Annotated in this window: 14 protein-coding genes; 4 read left to right on the top strand and 10 right to left on the bottom strand. The window is 70.7% G+C overall.

What is annotated here, in order from left to right:
• Positions 1–8: 8 nt before the first annotated feature.
• Positions 9–1,502: an oligosaccharide flippase family protein gene (locus QQZ14_RS00220; RefSeq protein WP_284532135.1), complete on the bottom strand. Its 1,494-nt coding sequence runs from the start codon at positions 1,500–1,502 to the stop codon at positions 9–11.
• Between the two features lie 330 nt (positions 1,503–1,832).
• Between QQZ14_RS00220 and QQZ14_RS00225 the strand changes: the two genes are divergently transcribed.
• Positions 1,833–2,747 (top strand): hypothetical protein, encoded by a 915-nt coding sequence (locus tag QQZ14_RS00225; RefSeq protein ID WP_284532136.1) that lies wholly within the window; start codon positions 1,833–1,835, stop codon positions 2,745–2,747.
• Between the two features lie 10 nt (positions 2,748–2,757).
• Here QQZ14_RS00225 and QQZ14_RS00230 read toward each other — a convergent pair whose 3' ends face one another.
• The 9 genes from QQZ14_RS00230 to QQZ14_RS00270 form a co-directional block, all read right to left on the bottom strand.
• Positions 2,758–3,438, bottom strand: a complete 681-nt coding sequence (locus QQZ14_RS00230; RefSeq protein ID WP_284532137.1) for a hypothetical protein — start codon at positions 3,436–3,438, stop codon at positions 2,758–2,760.
• Positions 3,435–4,754 carry a glycosyltransferase family 4 protein gene (locus QQZ14_RS00235; RefSeq protein ID WP_284532138.1) on the bottom strand — a complete coding sequence of 440 codons (1,320 nt, stop codon included), beginning with the start codon at positions 4,752–4,754 and terminating at the stop codon, positions 3,435–3,437. The genes QQZ14_RS00230 and QQZ14_RS00235 overlap by 4 nt, the downstream gene beginning before the upstream one ends.
• Positions 4,751–5,878 carry a DegT/DnrJ/EryC1/StrS family aminotransferase gene (locus QQZ14_RS00240; RefSeq protein ID WP_284532139.1) on the bottom strand — a complete coding sequence of 376 codons (1,128 nt, stop codon included), beginning with the start codon at positions 5,876–5,878 and terminating at the stop codon, positions 4,751–4,753. The genes QQZ14_RS00235 and QQZ14_RS00240 overlap by 4 nt, the downstream gene beginning before the upstream one ends.
• Complete coding sequence (locus QQZ14_RS00245) at positions 5,875–6,519, bottom strand: acetyltransferase (RefSeq protein ID WP_284532140.1); 645 nt, start codon at positions 6,517–6,519, stop codon at positions 5,875–5,877. The genes QQZ14_RS00240 and QQZ14_RS00245 overlap by 4 nt, the downstream gene beginning before the upstream one ends.
• Positions 6,516–7,649: a DegT/DnrJ/EryC1/StrS family aminotransferase gene (locus tag QQZ14_RS00250; RefSeq protein ID WP_284532141.1), complete on the bottom strand. Its 1,134-nt coding sequence runs from the start codon at positions 7,647–7,649 to the stop codon at positions 6,516–6,518. Before QQZ14_RS00250 ends, QQZ14_RS00245 begins: the two co-directional genes overlap by 4 nt.
• A complete protein-coding gene (locus QQZ14_RS00255; protein ID WP_284532142.1) occupies positions 7,646–8,644 on the bottom strand; it encodes an NAD-dependent epimerase/dehydratase family protein in 999 nt (332 codons plus the stop codon). Before QQZ14_RS00255 ends, QQZ14_RS00250 begins: the two co-directional genes overlap by 4 nt.
• Positions 8,641–9,714 carry a Gfo/Idh/MocA family protein gene (locus tag QQZ14_RS00260; protein ID WP_284532143.1) on the bottom strand — a complete coding sequence of 358 codons (1,074 nt, stop codon included), beginning with the start codon at positions 9,712–9,714 and terminating at the stop codon, positions 8,641–8,643. Before QQZ14_RS00260 ends, QQZ14_RS00255 begins: the two co-directional genes overlap by 4 nt.
• Before the next feature lie 120 nt (positions 9,715–9,834).
• The gene (locus QQZ14_RS00265; protein ID WP_284532144.1) at positions 9,835–14,607 is read right to left on the bottom strand and encodes a DUF4082 domain-containing protein; all 4,773 of its coding nucleotides are present in this window, start codon (positions 14,605–14,607) and stop codon (positions 9,835–9,837) included.
• Positions 14,594–15,517 (bottom strand): glycosyltransferase, encoded by a 924-nt coding sequence (locus tag QQZ14_RS00270; protein ID WP_284532145.1) that lies wholly within the window; start codon positions 15,515–15,517, stop codon positions 14,594–14,596. Before QQZ14_RS00270 ends, QQZ14_RS00265 begins: the two co-directional genes overlap by 14 nt.
• Positions 15,518–15,789: 272 nt before the next feature.
• Here QQZ14_RS00270 and QQZ14_RS00275 point away from each other — a divergent pair, with 272 nt between their 5' ends.
• From QQZ14_RS00275 to QQZ14_RS00285, 3 genes are all read left to right on the top strand, one after another.
• The gene (locus QQZ14_RS00275; RefSeq protein ID WP_284532146.1) at positions 15,790–16,788 is read left to right on the top strand and encodes an LCP family protein; all 999 of its coding nucleotides are present in this window, start codon (positions 15,790–15,792) and stop codon (positions 16,786–16,788) included.
• Between the two features lie 72 nt (positions 16,789–16,860).
• Positions 16,861–17,535 (top strand): acyltransferase, encoded by a 675-nt coding sequence (locus tag QQZ14_RS00280; RefSeq protein ID WP_284532148.1) that lies wholly within the window; start codon positions 16,861–16,863, stop codon positions 17,533–17,535.
• 174 nt (positions 17,536–17,709) lie between these two features.
• Positions 17,710–18,384 carry a response regulator transcription factor gene (locus tag QQZ14_RS00285; protein ID WP_284532150.1) on the top strand — a complete coding sequence of 225 codons (675 nt, stop codon included), beginning with the start codon at positions 17,710–17,712 and terminating at the stop codon, positions 18,382–18,384.
• Positions 18,385–18,433: the final 49 nt, after the last annotated feature.

An 18,433-nucleotide genomic window follows, 5' to 3' on the forward strand; every position in this document is an offset into this window, starting at 1 on the left:
GCCGCGCTTCACGGCAGAGCCGCCGACACCAGAGAGCCCGCCGGCTCCGGCTGCGCCGGCGGATGCCGGAACGCGACGACGTACGAGCGCAGCATCGACCCGGTGAGCGCCAGGTAGCCGCCGACGGCGAGCCCGCCACCCAGGAGCAGCGACACCCACGCCACATCCTCCAGCCGCGTGACGGCGAAGGCGAGCGCGCCCGCGAGGACGGCGGCGACCAACGGTCGGCCTGCGGCGGCGAGGAGGCCGTGCATCCGAACGCCGGTGACGCGGCGGACGGCCATCACGTACAGCGGGACCGCGACGAGGGCGATCGAGGCCACGTGAGCCCAGGCGACGCCGACCAGTCCATCGACGTGGACCCCGACCACGATCCCCGGCACCAGCACCGCCACCCACACCAGCTGGATGCCGAGCAGCCGGCTGGTGGCGCCTGCTGCGACCAGCACGTTCGCGAAGAGCAGCGAGACGGAGAACAGCGCGCCGTACACCGCGAGCACGGCCAGCACCGGCGCAGCACCGCGCCAGGTGGTGCCGAACACGGTCTCGACCAAGGGCCCGGCGAGCACGGCGGTGACGACACACACCGGCGCCGCCACCAGTGCGACCAGTCGGAGCGCGGAGCAGAGCGCCGCGCTGAGTCGCTCGCGGTCCTCGAGCACCCGACCGAAGGTCGGCACGACGACGCCGTTGAGGACCGAGCTGAGGACGGTCGTGGACCAGCTCGCCACGGTGAAGGCGACCATGTAGACGCCGACCTCGGTCTCGGTGAGCAGCCGCCCGATGATCACGAAGTCGGCGTTGAGCAACGACCAGTTGACGAGGTTCGCCAGCGCCAACGGCAGCCCGAACAGGAGCAGGGGAACCGCGGCCGCCGGCCGCCATCCCGGCCGGTAGCGACGGTGTAGGGAAGCGACCATCACCGCTCCCGTGACGATCTGTCCGAGCACTCGGGACCACGCGAAGGAGGTGGCGCCGCCGCCGTCGAGCGCGAGGACCACGAGCAGCGCGTTGGCCGGCACGAAGCCGGCCGCAGTGGCAAGGAAGATGCGATCCTGCCGGAACTCCCGGGTCAGCTGGGCCCCGGGCACGGCGAACACTCCCGTGAGCATCAGACAGATCGACAGCACACGGATCGGCTCAGCCGCGGCCGGCACGCCCAGCAGCGCGGCCACCACCCCCGCCGACGCCACCATGACGACGCCGAGCAGCAGGCTGACCCCGACGGAGAGGCTGGTGACGGTGGGGGCGATGTCCTCCGGCTCCAGGGCCGAGCGCGCCACAGCGGAGCCCATGCCGAGCTCGGCGAGACTTCCGACCACGACGTGCACGGCCAGGGCGACCGCGAAGACCCCGAAGTCCGCGGGAGAGAGGATGCGCGCGATCACCGCGGTGACGGCGATGCCGGCGAGGCGTACGGCGATGTTGCCGGCCGCCGCCCACAGCGCTCCCGCCCCGGCGCGCCGCACTAGGGAGTCGGACGCACCGGTCAGCGCGGCCATGGCTCGGCCTCCACATGCGTGAAGGACGGCATGCCGGTCCGTCGACCGTCGACCTCGTGCACGAATGACCCCCGAATCGAAGCGTGTCGCCGCCTGTGAGTGTCGAGGATGTGCAGAGGTCGCCGTCGCTGCGGTGCGCACCCGGGGCGGTTACCCAAATTTGGTGACCATCTCGGGCTCAGGGGCGCTCCGTCGTGGTCGATACTGACGGTGTCCGACCCCCCAATCGAACGAGTCCCCATGCACCGACCGGCCCCCCGCCGTCTTGTCCTGCTCACGTCCCGCCCGCGACCCGGTTCGGCCACGGCCACAGTCGCCCTGGGCGTGCTGATGCTCCTTCCCTTCCTGGCGCTCTCACCGGCCTCGGCCGAATCCTGGGCCGACCAGCCCGGGGTGAGCGCCACGGTCGCCACGGCCGCCCGATCGACTGTGGACCGGCAGACCGTGAACCGTGCGCGCCCGTGGCCCGGAGCCAAGTCGACCGGGGTCCCAGCCGGCACCCGGCTACGCCCGTACACCGGGCCGTGCACGATCACCCGGACGCAGACCATCGACGGCGTGGACGCCACCGGTCGGTGCGACGCGATCCTGGTCCGCGCGGCCAACGTGGTCATCAGCAACTCACTGGTGCCCCGTATCGACGCGACCGAGGACGGCTCGAACTCGGTGACCGTGCGCAGGTCCACGGTCCGCGGCGGCGACTGGAGCGACGGCGCGATCTGGGGGTACAACATCGTCGCCCGCCGCGTCAACGTCACCGGCGGACAGCACAGCTTCCACTGCGCCGGCGGGTGCACCCTCGTGAACTCGTGGCTGCACGCGCAGTACAACCCGGACGGCCAGAGCTACCACAACAACGCGTTCATCTCGAACGGCGGCAGCCGAATGCGCATCCACCACAACCGTCTCGCCTGCACGGCACAGGTCAACGAGACCAATGGCGGATGCACGGCCGACCTGTCGTTGTTCGGGGACTTCGACCCCATCCGCAACGTCACCATCACGAACAATCTCTTCGTGGCGAACCCGACCGGCATCTCCTACTGCCTGTACGGCGGCTACGACCCGAACAAGCCCTACGGGGAGGACCCGACCGGCATCGTGGTGAAGGACAACGTCTTCCAGCGCGGGGCCAACCGCAAGTGCGGCGTCTGGGGTCCGGTCACGTCGTTCCACCCGAGAGGCACCGGCAACACGTGGCAGGGCAACCGCTGGGACGGCGGCGGCGTGGTGCATTCGGGCTGACACCGTGCGCCTAGTGTCCGTCGGCGACCGCGACGATCGACTTCGTCAGACCCAGCACCCGCTCGTGGATGATCCGGGAGCCGGGAAAGTAGGCCCGCATCTCGGCCACCCCGACCAGCTCCGTCCACTGGACCTCGGACATCGCCTGGGCCGGTGAGTCCGGCCGCGAGTGCGCCAACGGCCAGGCCGCCGCGACCCGGGCCCGTGGACCCAGCGGGAGGAACTGCAGGAACGGGAACAACCAGTGCGGCTCGATCGGGAAGTACCGGTAGGGAGTCTGCACCCAGTGCCGGGGAGCGAGCCGGGCGACCTCCTCGGCCAGAGCGGCCCGCTTCGCGTGTCCTCCGACGTGCTCGAGGAGCGAGTTCGAGAAGACCAGGTCGAACTGGTCGGTCACCCCGACGTCGCGGAGCACCGCACGCGCGTCGCAGGCGTCTCCCGCGACCGGCGTGATCCACGAGTCGGAGCCGGCATCACCGGGCTCGAAGAGGTTCACCACCGTGACGCTGGCCGGCCGCACGGGTGCCCGCCGCCAGGCCTCGACAGTGCCTCCGAGGTCGATGATGTCCATGGTCTCCAGGTGTGGAAAGCACTCGGCGAACAGCTCCCAGCGTCGCGCCCGCCGGGCCGCCCCCAGCGAGGTGGGTGAGTCGACGAGCGCGCCTCTGAGCCGATGCGCGGAGGCCGTCATCGGACGCCCTCGATCGACTGATGGCTTTGTGGCGGGAACCGGTGACCGACCCCCCGGTCCGACCGACTCCCGCGTGGACCAGGATGCGTCACCGCGCGCCGGCCGAGCACGCCTCGTGCCAGATATCCCCGATCGTGGGTACGCAGGCCACGCGCCGCGGTGCGGAGCTGACGTGTCGCGGTGTCCACCCAGCGCACGGTGAGGCCCGTGGGTCGCGCCAGCGCGTCCTCGTAGAGCCCCTCGAGCGCGTCGGTCGCGGCCGCCAGTGAGAACCGGGCATCCACCTCGGTGCGCCCGAACGAGCCCAGCTGCTCGCGGCGGTCGGGGTCGACGAGCCCGCGGAGGATCCGGGCGAGCACCGGCACGACGTCCTCGGCATGCCCGCGACCGTAGAACCCGTGCTCGTAGAAGTACGCCGCGGATCCGGGCTCGAACAACCTGCAGAAGCCCTGTTCGCCGAGCACGACGAGCGGCCGCGCGTGCGCGAGTGCCCGGAGTGCTGACCCACCCATCCCGAGCACCACGTCGGCTCCGTCGTACGCCCCGCGCGGATCCATCGAGGCTCCGGTGAGGATCGTCGCCGGGCGACCCAGTCGCTGGTTCGCTGCCGCGGCGGCCGCCTCGATGCTCCCCCGCGCGTCACCGTCCCCGACGACCACCAGCCGGATCGGGAGGTCCGGCAGGGCCGTCGTGGCGCGGATCGCGGCGAGGATGCCCTCGGCCTTCATGATCCGGTCCAGCCGACTCACCACACCGACCACGAGCTCGTCCGCGGCGATGCCCAGCTCCGAGCGGAACCGCGCGCCGCGGACCGCGTCCGGACGGTCGGCGCCCACGTCGACCGGCGGCTCCATCAGCCGTACCGGCGCACGGTGCCACGTCATCACCTCCCGGCGCAGCGCCTGCGTGCCGACCACCTGCGGCAGCCAGGTCGGCACGTAGCGCTCAGCCTCCATCGTCCAGTTCGTGACGACACCAACCCGGGCCGGCGAGCTCCGTAGCGCCAGCGCGAGGGGCGGCGCCAGCCAGGGAGCGAAGACATGCACGACGTCGACGTCGTGGTCGCGGGCGACGGCGCGGATCTGGCGCGCACGCTCCCCGATGCCGGCCCGCGCCGGGAGGACGGTCAGGTCGAACCCGCGCTGTGCGATCAAGGGTGCGATCGAGGTCGGGGCGTCACTGTCGACAGCGAAGAGGGAGACCTGGTGACCGCGGCCACGAAGCAGGCTTGCTAGGTCGAGCGCGTTGATGGGGCACCCGCCGAGAGCCATGCTCTCCAGGCCGATGGCGACCCGGGGGCCTGCCGGCGCCGTCATGGCTTCGAGCCCGCGCCGGCCGGCCCGACCGCAGCTCGCAGCGCCTCGGCGACGGCCTCGAGGTCGGACTGGCGCAGGTGCGGGTACATCGGCAGCGAGAGGATCTGCCTGGCCGCGCGCTCGGCGACGGGGAAGGACCCCGGCCCGAGGCCGAGGGAGGCGTAGGCACCGGTGAGGTGGATCGGGGTCGGGTAGTGGATCCCGGCACCGATACCGGCCGCACCGAGCTCCGCGAGAACCCGGTCGCGCTCGTCGACCCGCACGACGTAGAGGTGCCAGACGTCCTCGTTGCCAAGCGCTACCTCGGGGAGCCGCACGCCGCCGACGTCGGCCAGCAGCTCGGCGTACTTCCGCGCGGCCCGACGCCGAAGGTCGTTCCACCTGTTGAGGCGGGCGAGCTTCGCGCGCAGGTAGACGGCCTGTACCGCGTCGAGGCGTGAGTTCATGCCGACCACGTCGTGGACGTACTTCGCCGGAGAGCCGTGTGATCCAAGGATCCGGACGGCCGCAGCGGCCTCGGGATCGTCGGTGAGGACCGCGCCGGCGTCCCCGGCGGCGCCGAGGTTCTTGCCGGGGTAGAAGCTGGTCGCCGCCACCGTCCCCCACGAGCCGGCCGGGCGACCGTGGCGTCGCGCCCCCTGGGACTGCGCCGCGTCCTCGATGACCGCGAGCCGGTAGGTCGACGCGAGATCGACCAGCTGCTCGACGAAGGCCGTCTGGCCGAACAGGTGCACCGGTGCCACCGCGCGGGTGCGTGGCGTGACCGCACGCTCGACCGCCGCCGGGTCGATCAGCAGGTGCTCCTCGTCGACGTCGACCAGGACCGGCACCGCGCCGATGCGCGACACGGCCTCGGCGGTCGCGATGAACGTGTTGGCCGGCAGGATCACCTCGTCTCCGGGCCCGACCCCGGCCACGCGCATGGCGAGCTCGAGGGCATCGGTGCCGTTCGCGACGCCGACACAGTGCTCGACGCCGATGTACTCGGCGTACTCGGCCTCGAACGCTGCCACCTCCGGGCCGCCGACGAACGCGGCCTCCTTGAAGACGCGCTCCATGCCGGAGCGGACGTCATCGGCGATCTCGGCGTGCTGGGACGCCAGGTCCACCAACGGAATCCTCATGATGCATGCCTCACTGGTCGAGCGGCGGGTCGGGCCGGAACGCCGACCCAGGTCTCGCCTGGTGGAAGGTGGTCGATCAGGACGGCGCCCATCCCGAGCACCGCGCCGGCCCCGACCGTCCGGTCCGGTCGGACCGAGGCGTTCATTCCCAGGTACGCCGCGCGTCCGATGTGGACATCGCCGCCGAGACTGACGCCGGCGCAGACCGTGACGTAGTCGTCGAGCCGGTCGTCGTGGGTCAACGTGACGTTCGGCATGACCACGACGTGCCGCGCGACGCGAACGTCGGCGGTCAGCACGCACCCCGCGAGCACGACGCTGCCGGCACCGACGGTGCAGCTCGCCGGGACCGTGACCGAGGGGTGCAGCAGCGTCACGAACCGTTCGGGGTCGACTCCCTGCGCCAGCAGCCGCTCGACGACGGACCGCCGGGCGGACCCACGCCCCAGGCACACCACGAGGGCGTCGCCGCGCCGCTCGACGGCCAGGTCGAGGCCACCGATGACGGAGTGTCCGGCCAGGGTGGTCCCCCACCTGCTCTCGTCGTCGTCGAGCACGCGCACCCGCTCGAAGGACGACGCCGCGAACGCCAACACCTCGCGGGCCAGTCCTCCGGCGCCCAGGATCAGCAGGTCGTTCACGCCGACCTCTCCGGCTCGCGCAACACCTCGACCACGCGCGCCTGCTCTGACTCCGACATCTGGTGGAACAGCGGAAGGATGAGGGTCGTGTCGGTGAGTCGCTCGGTGACAGGTAGCGCGCTGGTCTGGTGGACGTACGGCGGCTGCCGGTGCGCCGCCATGATCCCGCGTCGTGCCGAGACGTCCGCCGCTGCCAGACGAGCCATCAGGCCGTCGCGGTCGAGCGGGTACTCCGGCAGCACCTCGACCCAGTAGGACTGGAAGTTCGACGATCCCCAGGGCGGGTCCGCGACGGCACGCAGGCCATCGACGTCGGCGATGGCCTTGCCGTACACGTCCGCCAGCTCACGTCGGCGTCGCACGACCTGGGTGAGTCGTTCGAGCTGCACCAGTCCGACCGCCGCTTGGAGGTCGGTCATCCGGTAGTTGAAGCCGACCTCGGTGTAGACCTCCGGCGGCGCCAGGACGCTCGCGTGCCGCTCCGCGGCAGAGGCGCTCATGGCGTGCTCGCGCAACGTCCTCGCCCGCGCGGCCCAGTCGGCGTGGTTGGTGCTGAGCATGCCACCTTCGCCGGTGGTGAGGACCTTCCGTGGGTGGAACGACCAGGCGGTGATGTCCGCCCCGGCACCGACGGGTCGACCGCGATAGGTCGAGCCGGCCCCGCAGGCAGCGTCCTCGACCACCACCAGTCCCCGCGGGTCGCACACGGCGCGGATGGCCTGGAGGTCGACCGGCACCCCGCCTTGGTCGACGGCGATGACGGCGCGGGTCCGGGGGCCGATCGCGGCCGCCACCGTCTCCGCGGTGAGGTTGCCGGTGACGGGGTCGACGTCCGCGAACACCGGACGTGCTCCGACGTACGTCGGAGCGTTGGCGGTGGCGATGAACGAGAACGACGGCACCACGACCTCGTCGTCCGCCGTGATGCCGGCCACGACCAGAGCCAGGTGCAGCGCCGTCGTACAGCTGGAGGTCGCGACGGCGTGCTGGACCTGCTGGTGCTCGGCGAAGCGGCGCTCGAACTCCGCGACCCGCGGGCCCTGGGCGACCCAGCCCGAGCGGAGCACCTCCGTGACGGCGGCGACCTCCTCCTCGCCCAACCACGGCTGCATGACGTTGATGCGGGTCACGACACACCTGCCAGCCCGCGGCCGGCCGCGATCTCCTCGCGCAACGGCGCCCACCAGCTCACCAGCTCGCGCAGCCCCTCTTGGAGCCCCACACGTGCCTCGAACCCGAGGTCCTCGCGTGCGGCGGTCACGTCCGCCAGCCGGCGGGAGACGTTGTTCACGGCGCGCTCGGGCCCATGCTCGACCTCGAGGTCGGACCCCATGACCCGCAGCAGGGTGCGCGCCAGCTCGAGGAGGCTGGTCTCCGTGCCGCTCGCCACGTTGTAGACACCCTCCCGTACCGGGCTCAGCGCGGCCAGCACGTTCGCCCGGGCGATGTCACGGGTGAACACGAAGTCCATGGTCTGGAGCCCGTCCCCGTAGATCAGCGGCGGGCGGCCGTCGGCGATGCGCTCCATCCACCGCACCAGGACCTCGGTGTACAGGCCGTGGACGTCCATGCGGGGTCCATAGACGTTGAAGTAGCGAAGCGCCACGTAGTCCAACCCACGCATCGCCCGGAAGCTGCGCAGCATGCCCTCGTTGAAGGACTTCGCGGCGCCGTAGAACGTGTCGTTGTTGTGGTGGTGGTGGCGCTCGGTCGTCGGGAACTCCTCCGCAAGCCCGTAGACCGACGCCGACGACGCGGCCACCACCTTGTCCACGCCTGCCGCGGCGGCCGCCTCCAGCACGTTGAAGGTGCCGTCGACGAGGACCTCGAGTGCGAGCCGGGGCTCCTCCGCGCACTGCGTGATCCGGATCGCCGCCTGGTGGAAGACGAAGTCCTTGCCGACCGTCAGGTCGCGGATCAGGTCCCGGTCACGGATGTCGCCCTCGACCAGCCGGGCGCGACCGGTGGCGAGCGCGTCGTCGAGGTTGGCGACGCGTCCCCGGACCAGGTTGTCGACCACGTCGACCGTGGCCGCGCCCCGCTCCAGGAGCTGGTCCACGAGGGCGGAGCCAATGGTGCCCGCGCCCCCGGTGACGAGGATCGTGGCACCGGCCACCGCCGTCATCGGACGAGCTCCAGCTCGGGACGGTCGGTCGGCACCACGTCGACCAGGGCCCCCCGGGCCCGGAGACTGGTGGCCGCAGCCTCGAGGACGGAGAGGACGCGCAGTCCAGCCGCCCCGTCGGTCCGTGGTGGCCGCCCCTCCCGGATCGCGCTCGCAAGCTCGGCGACCATGAGTCCGAGCGGCTCGACCTCGGTGAGGGCGGGCGCCCAGGTGTCGCCGAGCCGGTAGGAGATCGACGCGGTCCGTCGGTCGATCCTGTCGACCGACTGCTGGACCAGGTCCACACCCCTGTCATAGACGCTCAGCCGCTGCTGCGGGTTGAGGTCGTCCCAAACCAAGGTCCGCGTGCTGCCGCCGATGACCATCTGCCGGATCTTCGTGGGGCTGAGCCAGTTCACGTGCACGTGTGCCATCGCCCCGCTCGTCAACGGCAACGTGAGGTAGCCGACGCAGGACCGGCCGGCACCGATCGGGTCGGCGCCTTGCGCGGCGACCCCCTCGGGGCGGAGCCCACCAGGGAGGATGTAGTCCAGTACCGAGAGGTCGTGGGGGGCGAGGTCCCAGAACACGTCGATGTCGGGCTGCACAAGGCCGAGGTTGATCCGCACCGAGTCGACGAAGAAGATGTCGCCGAGCGACCCGTCCCGCACGAGCTCCGCGATCCGCTGGACGACCGGGGTGTAGCAGTAGGTGTGGTCGGTCATGAGCACCAGACCCTCGGTCTCGGCGAGCTCCACGAGCTCGCGCCCCGCGGCCACGCTGTCCGCGAGCGGCTTCTCGACGAGCACGTGCTTCCCAGCACGGAGCGCCGCGACCGCGATGTGCCGGTGCGTCCGAGCGGGCGTCGCGATCGCGACCGCCTGCACGTCATCGCGTGCCAGGACCTCGTCCAACACCGCGGTCACCGTCACATCCGCCCGTCCGCCGACCACCTGGGCTGCCCGTTCGGTGTCGAGGTCGCAGACCGCCACCAGGTTCCACTCCGCGCTCGCCAGGAAGTTCCGGATCAGGTTCGGACCCCAATAGCCCGCCCCGACGACCGCCACTCCCAGCACACCGTTCCCCGTCACCCGTGTCACCCTCTGTCGATCGTCCCTGGGTTGCTCTGGGTGCCATTCGACCGGCGCAGCCGGTGGCCCGGCGCAGATTCGCGGAGCCCTTACCGAAGTTTGGGGATGGTCGCGACCGGGTCAGTTCGGCTCGAAGACCAGGTCCACGAAGTAGTTCGTAGCGTTGAACGTGAACGACGGGAACCCGCCGCCCGCCCCGTACCAGTACCGGCCGTTGTTCGCGGCCGGCGCCGTGATCGCGCCGGCGACCCAGGGGGCGGCGAAGAACCCCGGGGTCACCGCGTAGTGCCCGGCAGGGGCGTAGTAGGACACGACGTAGGTCTCACCGGCACTGACAGGCACCGGGGTGGGCAGGGTCGCGGTCTGCCATCCCGTGGCCGTCTCCGCGGGGAACGTGACCGTGCCGAGCCTGGTCCCCGTCGACGACCAGACCGACCCGGTGTGGGTGCCGGTGTTGCCCGACCCCTTGTAGAACAGGATCTTGGTGACCTTGCCGTCCGCCGTCGGGGTGAACGCCGTCCCGAGCTCCACCGGGTCCGCGTCGTTGACCGCGGCGCTGCTCGGAGTGAGACCGGTGAACAGCGACACCGCGCCCGTGGCGGCCGTATCGGTCCGGAACGTCCACGACTGGGTCGGCAGCGTCGCGCCCTCCGCCGAGGTGATATCGGTGACGGTCACGGTGATGTCCGACTGCCCCGGAAGTGCGCCTGCGGGCTTGAACGTCAACAGCGTCCGATCGCTGGAGATCGACACCGTCCCCGGGACGTCCTGGTCACCTTGCGCGACTGACATCGCGTAGCCGGACTGGACCGGTGTGGAGAAGGTGATCGAGGGGGCGATCGTGGTCGGCACGGACGTCGCGCCGGGAGCCGGGTTCCGGTCGGCGACGGTGATCGACGCCGGTGTGCGTGCGAACACCACGTCGACGAAGTAGTTCGTCGCGTCGAAGGAGTACGTCGGGAAACCACCGGCCGCGCCGTAGAGATACCGCCCGTTGTTCGAGCTCGGCGCGGTCAGGTCGCCTGAGGTGTAGGGCGAGTTGAAGAACGACGTCGTGTGGGCGTAGTGGCCCTGGGGGGCGAGGTAGGACACGACGTACGTCGAACCGGCGTCGACCTGGACCGGTGTCGACAGGTCGGCCTGCTGCCAGCCGGTGGCGGTTTCACCGGTGAACGTGACGCTGGCGAGCTTGGTGCCCCCGGCGGTCCACAGGGATCCGACGTGCACTCCGAGGTTGCCGGCGCCCTTGAAGAACCGGATCGCGCTGACAGTCCCGTTCCGGCTGGGAGTGAAGGCGGTGCCGAGCTCCACCGCCGAGGCATCGCTCGCCTCGGCGCTCACCACGGGAGTGAGGTCTCCGAAGAGGGTCTCGTGGGTCGTGGACTCCGCCGCGCGGGTGTGGAACGTCCAGGACTGGGCCGGCAGGGACGCACCTTCGGTGGACGTGACGCCCGCCAGTCTCACCGTGATGTCGGAGTCGGCGGGGAGGGCCGAGGACGGGCTGAAGACCAGCGTCTTCCCGTCGGCGGACTGCGTGGTGCTCCCGCTGATCGCCGTTGCACCGGCCGCCACCGTGAAGGTGTACGTCGGATCGACGGCCGCCGAGAGGCTCACCCGCACCGACGTCTGCCGGGGAACGTCGAGCGCACCTGGGGCGGGGTCCTGCGACGTGACGGTGATCGCGGGTGCGACCTTCTCGAAGAGCACGTCGACCAGGTAGCTGGTCGACGAGGCGTTGGCGGGGAACCCGGCGCCGTAGAGATACGCGCCGGCGGTGGACGTCACCGTGAGCGGCCCCTTCGACAGATCGGCCGCCGCGAACGCGTTCGGGGTCGCCGAGTAGTGACCGACCTCGGTGCGGTAGGACACGACGTACGCCGTGTTCTTGGTGACCGCAACCGGCGTGGAGAACGTCAGGGTCTGCCAGCCGGCGGTCGACTCGCCGCTGAAGGTGCCTTCCGCCAGCTTGACGCCGGTGCTGCTCCACAGCGTCCCGGTGTGGGTGCCGGTGTTGGCGGCGCCCTTGTAGAACGCGACTCCGGTGACCGTGCCGGAGGCGGTCGGCGTGAACCGGACGCCGAGCGTGAGCTGCGTCGCCTCCTGGGCATCCAGCAGCGTCGGCACCGTCGTGTCGTCGAACAGCGAGCAGGGGCACACGCCGGGCGCGGCGGGTGGCCGGGCCGTGGTGAACGTCCAGGTCTTGCCGCTGGTGACGGGGTTGCCCGAGGAGTCGACGCCGGTCACGTTCGCGGTGTACCGCACGAACCCGTTCAAGGGACCGGTCGGCGTGAAGGTGACGGTGCGGGTGGCCGTGTCGTAGGCGGTCGTGCCGCCGACCGTCACGCCGTTCGCGTCGGTGAGGGTGAGCCCGACGCTGGCCTCGGCGACCGGCTTGGAGAACCTCGCACTGACGGTGGTCGTCGCAGGCACCGACGACGATCCCGGCAGAGGCCACTGGCTGACTGCGGTGAGCGGGGAGCTATCGGTCGTCGTGAACAGCACGTCGACGTAGTAGTTGGTGCCCTGATAGCTACTGTTCGGGAACCTCCCCGGAGCGGCGTACACGCCGGCCGGAGCTGCGCCGAAGCCGCCCTCCACGGACAGCGGAGTCGCATCGACACCCTGGGCGGAGAACGCGTAGGGCTTGACTGCGTAGTGCCCGTTGGGTGCGGTGTAGGAGACCACGTAGGTCGAACCGGCGGCCACCGGGACGGGGCTCGAGAACGTGGCGCTCTGCCAGCCGGTCGCCGACTCCGTGCCGAAGCTGACCGAGGCCAGCTTCTCCCCCGCCGCGGACCAGAGCGAACCGACGTGGCCGCCGGTGTTGCCGGCGCCCTTGTAGAACCGGACGCCGGTCACGAAGCCGTCGTTGGTCGGCGAGAACCGCAGGCCGAGCTCGACGCCCGAGCTGTCGTCGGCCGCCGCCACTGGTGGCGTCGTCGCGCCGAACACGCTGCACGGACAGGCGACGGTGACCGAGCGGCTGACCGCGGCACCGATGTTGCCGCTGTCGTCGATGGCCCGGGCCTTGATCGTGGTGGTCGCGAAGCCGGTCTGCACGAAGCTGTAGCTCCAGGACGTGGTGCCTGTCGCGGCATGCCAGGTGCTGCCACCGTCGACCGAGACCTCGACGCCGGCGACGACCCCTCCGTCGTCCGACGCCGTCCCGCTGATCGTCACCGAGGAGCCGTTGGCCACGGAGGCGCCCGCGGCGGGTGCGGAGACAGCCACCGCCGGAGCCGTCGTGTCCGCCGACCTGGTGGCAGCGACGAGTCCACTCTGGAGGGTGGTCGGCTGAGCACGCATGTCCGCGAGCAGGTTCACCTGCGCCTGCTGTATCCGTGGATCGGCGTCGACCGCGGCGTAGGTGGAGTCGTGCACCGAGTCCAGTCCCCAGGTCCACTGGACCGTGCCGGCCGAGAACACGAGCGCGCCGCTGCCGGCCCGGTACATCGTCATGTGGTGCGTCGTGGTGCCCGGCGCGGTCACGTTGCCGAAGTCCTGCAGGTAGTCGGGGACGGCGCCGGTGGTGGTCGAGAGCCGGATCAGGCCCGGCGGCCGATGGCCGTTGTCGACATCCTCATTGGACTCATAGCCCACCGTGTGCGGGGCCAGCGTGCCCGTGGAGCCGGGAGCGAGCGAGGCCAACGGGGTGTTGCGCCACAGCCGGGTCTTGCCCTCCGAGGCCGTCACCTGCATCGCGAGATCGCTGAAGTTCGACATGTACATCGTGCCGGTGACCTCGTTCTCAGGACGGCCGGCGCCGGTGCTCGTCGGAGCGAACCGGGGGTCACGCCACGTACCGGTCCACTCCGCCTGGGCGGGGTCGCTCTTCGCGTTGTCCCACGTCTCCTTGTAGGTCACCAGGGTCCGGTCCGGCGTGCTCGATCCGTCCGTGGACGGCTCCCACCGTGAGCGCCAGTACATCTCGTTCCCACTGAGGAACATCAGGTTGACGCCGGCGTCGCGGGCCTGCTCGACGTTGGCCCGCTGTCTCCCGGTCCAGTACTCGTCGTGCCCGGCGGAGATGAACGTCTGGTGACCCAGCAGCAGGTTCGGCGAGCGCTGGGTGTCGAGACCGGAGAGGTAGCTGACGTCGTACCCGTTGCGCTCCAGGAAGCGGACCAGCGGGTACTCGGCCGAGAAGTAGAAGTCCCGGCCGTGCTCCCACCCTCGCGTCGCGAACGGCCGGTTGTAGCTCAGCTTGAGAGCCCTGCCTCGGGCGCCACCGACGTAGAAGCTGGCACCGCCGTAGTTGTTGTAGGCCTGCCAGGTCGTGTCCGACGTCTGCAGGACGACGTCGGAGGTGCTGGAGTCGTCGCGGACCACGAACATGATGTGGCTCTCGGCGCCGGTCGCGACGACGTGCAGCAACGCGAAGTAGACGCCCGAGACCGCAGTCGTCGGGACGTCCCACGACGCCGAGACACCCCAGTTCCCGCAGTCGTAGAGATCGGTCTCGACGTCGGTGATGCAGTTCGGCTGCTGCTGGGGCAGCCTCGCCGAGGGGGTGACGGCCGTGATCCTGCGTGCCCCGAGACCGCCGTAGTACCCGCTGCGGAAGATCTGGATCGTGTAAGCCGACGCATCGGTGTCGATCTTGAAGTCGACCCGCTCACCGACGTTCACACTCATCGACGTCGCGAAGCCCTGGATGGACGGCGAGCCCGCGCCGTCGATCTCCCAGACGCTCGGATCGGTCCCGGGCAGGCTGTTCTCACAGGAGATCTTGTTGCCTGTGGGCCCGCAGGGGTCCGTGAGCGCCGACGCCTTGGGCATCGACACCACCAACGTCAGCATCGCGACGGTCAATGAGAGCGCGAGCAGCAGCGCTGCGTCGCGCGAGACGCGGTGGCGGAGCCACCCCAGAACGGTGGGTCTAGTGTGCGGCACGGTCGAGGTCTCTCTGAGTGGGGTGCATTCCGACGCGCGAGCTCTCGTCCCGCAGCCAGGTGCTGAAGTCCCCGGCGCGGACCGCTCGCTCGGCACGGCGGCGGGCGAGGGCGGAGACGCCGAGGAAGACGGGAAGCCGGATGGCGACCCGTGGGTGTCGTAGGGAGAGCCGGAGCAGCGTCGCCGGCCGCGTGGCCGAGGACCGGCGACGCACGCCGGCCCGATCCGCCTGCACGTTGCCCGTGGCCACACGGACCCGCCGGTTCAGCAGACTCTCCACGGTGCGGGGCGGCCAGACCAGCACCGTGGCCTCGGCAACGACCAGCCGCTCGCTGTCGACGAACGCGTCCGAGACGGCTAGGTCGTCGTTCATGACTCCGGAGACAGCGTCCACCCGCGCCTGGCCCTCCTCCGACAGGGCCACCACTCCCCGGCCGAACAGCCCGCTGCGGACCTGTGGCAGGTGGTCCCAGACCTCGAGGTAGGCCCGGACGATCCAGGAGCAGCCGTCGAGGGGGACCTGTCGGGCGGGCGCGGTCGCGAGCACCCGGCGCTCGATGAGAGGGGCGACCAGGCGCAACACGTCGGCGCCGGAGATGCGTACATCGGCGTCGAGGTGGACACGCGGGAACACCTTCGTCGCCCGGTTCCCGACCTCGACGGCCCGCGCCTTCGACGGCTCCGGGATCTCCACGACGTGGACCCCCGGCACCGAACGCGCGACGGCGGCGGTGTCGTCGGTGCAGCCGTTGCAGACGACGATGACCTCGAGCGACCCCGGCTCGACTCCGTCGACCAGTGCGCTCAGGTTCGAAGCGATCACCTCGGCTTCGTCGTGGGCGGGAATGACGACGCTCGCGACCGGGGGCTCGCCGGTGCGTGATGCGCCGTTCGTCGGGTTGTTCGACACCTCGTCCCCCTGATGTCGCAGGACCGTGGGCCCTCTGCGAGGCCGTGAACGCCGAGCATCGCGGCCCGGACGGGCGGGTCGGGCGGGAGGAAGGGATGTTCCCGTCTATTGGGTATCTGTCCCGCACGCCGCCGATGGCAGGGCCGGACCGGGGCCCCAATACGGCCATGAGCCTGCTGGGCCTCGCGCCGGAACCCCCGCTCTCCCCATCACGTGGGCGGCCGTCTCGCCGGCCACGCCGGCGCCGATGGGGGCCGCTGCGAAAGGCGCTGGTGGGGCTGCTCGTCTGTCTGATGGTGCTGATCACCGGCGCGTTCGGCCTGCTGGTGTACGTCGAGCACCGGCTCTCGGGGAACATCCACCGGATTCCCGGGGTGTTCGAGGGGCTCGAGCACCGGCCCAGCGAGCCTTCGGGGCCGGCCGGGAATGCGGTCGACATCCTGGTGGTGGGCACCGACCGTCGCTCCGACGTGGCCACCACGGGAAGCGACGCCCGGGCCGCCGAGTGGATCCCCGGAGCCCAGCGCAGCGATGCGCTCATGGTCCTGCACATCGGAGCCGACCGTCGGACGGGTTCGGTCATCTCGATCCCCCGCGACACGTGGGTCGCCATCCCCGGCCACGGCATGGACAAGATCAACGCCGCCTTCTCCTACGGGGGTCCGTCGCTGGCCGTGGAGACGGTCGAGAGCCTGACCGGCGTGCGGATCGAGCATCTCGCCGTGGTCGACTGGTCGGGCTTCGAGGCGCTCATCGACCAGGTCGGCGGCATCGACGTCAACGTGCCTGATCCGGTGCGGGACTCGGCCCACGACGTCACGTGGGCCGCAGGCGAACACCATCTCGACGGGTCCGGGGCGCTCGCGTACGTCGGTCAGCGCTACGGACTGCCCAACGGCGACCTCGACAGGGTGCGGAGGCAGCAGGTCGTGTTGCGCACGCTGATGCAGGATGCCCTCCACCAGGAGATGCGCAAGGACCCCCGCATGCTTCTGGGCTTCCTCGACACCGTCACGCGCCACCTATCGGTCGACAGCGGCTGGTCGACGAGGGAGATGCTCGACCTCGCGCTCTCGATGCGGAGCTTCCGCACCGTCGACCTGGCCTACCTCACGATGCCGACCCGAGGGTTCGGCGACGAAGGGGGCAAGAGCGTCGTGTACGCCGACAACCGAGCCTCGCGCGGGCTCTGGGGTGCCGTGATCGCCGACGAGGTCGCGGACTGGGCGGCTCGTCACCCCGATCGGCTCACGCCGACCGTCGTGTCCTGACCGTCCCGACAATTGGGTAGCCGCCCCGCGCGCAACGCGTCGCGGAACGTAGGGAGGTGTCAGATGGACGGCATGACCATCACTGCCCCAGCACGGATCGAGGAGTCGGCCGATGTCGATCCGCGGGCGGCCATCGGAGCAGGCACGTCGGTCTGGCACCTCGCCCAGGTCCGGGAGAACGCCACGATCGGCGAGGGGTGCATCATCGGCCGTGGCACCTACATCGGACCCGGGGTCGTGATGGGCGACCGGTGCAAGGTGCAGAACCACGCCCTCGTCTACGAGCCGGCCGTGGTGGAGAGCGGAGCCTTCATCGGACCCGCGGTCGTCCTCACCAACGACCACCTCCCACGCGCGGTGACGCCCGCCGGGGAGCTGAAGACCGCCGAGGACTGGCAGCCGGTCGGGGTCCACATCCGCGAGGGCGCATCGATCGGCGCCCGTGCCGTCTGCGTCGCACCCGTCACCATCGGGCGGTGGGCGATGGTCGCCGCCGGCGCGGTCGTCACCCGGGACGTTCCCGACTTCGCGCTCGTCGCAGGCGTCCCGGCCCGCCTGCTGGGCTGGGTCGGCGAGGCGGGCACCCCGCTCGAGCCGGTCGGGCGGGACACCTACCGCTGCCCGGTGACCGGCCGGACCTACCTCCAGCGGGGCGAGCGGCTCGAGCCGCACCCCAGCACGGACGATCCCTCACCAGCCCAGAAGTGGCCGTTCGACGACTTACCGAGGAAAAACAACCCAATTTAGGGTACGGATACCGAGTATTCGGCACGCCACGCCGATTGTCCCCCATAGTCGTCAAAGTCACCGACACATCAAATTGGGGGAATTATCGTGCCGGACATCTCACCAGCGCTCGACATCCGATCCAGGAGTCACCCGACGGGGACAGGGCCGGTCTCCCGGCGCGCCCCGGTTCGGGTGCTCGTCATCGAGGACCACACGCTCTTCGCGGAGTCCCTCGAGCTCGTCCTACAACTCGAGGGCTACGCCGTGGAACGCATGGCGGTCCCACCTCAGCGAGTGCCGGCCCAGGCGCTCGTCTCGAAGGCACTGCGGGCGCGAGCAAGCATCGTGCTGCTCGATCTCTCACTCGGTGGGTTCGGGGACTCGACGGCCCTGATCCGACCGCTCGCCGCGGCGGGGGCTCATGTAGTGGTCGTCACCGCGTCGACGAACCGCGCCCAGTGGGGTGAGTGTCTGTACCTCGGCGCCCGGACCGTGCTGAGCAAGGGGGGGCCGTTGAGCGGCATCCTCTCGACGGTGCGGCGGATCACCAACGGTTTCCCCGTGCTCCCCGTTGCGGAGCGCGAGGCCATGATCGACCTCTGGAGGGAGGCCCGCGCCGAGCATGCAGCCCAGCACGAGCGACTGAACCTGCTCACGCACCGCGAGGCCGTGGTCCTCGGTGAGCTGATGTTCGGCAAGACCGTCAGCGACATCGCCCGGGAGAGCGTCGTCTCCGAGGCCACCGTGCGCACACAGGTCAAGGCGATCCTGGCCAAGCTCGGCGTGTCCTCCCAGCTCGCGGCCGTGGGCCTCGCCAACCAGGCGGGCTGGCGTGCCCCGCAGACCCGTCTTCTCGGGACCGCCTAGCTTTGTCCGGGTGAGACTCGCCTAGGGTCTGCCTCCCGAGTCGGGGGGG

It is taken from the genome of Nocardioides sp. T2.26MG-1, from assembly GCF_950101795.1.
In the GTDB taxonomy this organism is placed as follows: domain Bacteria; phylum Actinomycetota; class Actinomycetes; order Propionibacteriales; family Nocardioidaceae; genus Nocardioides.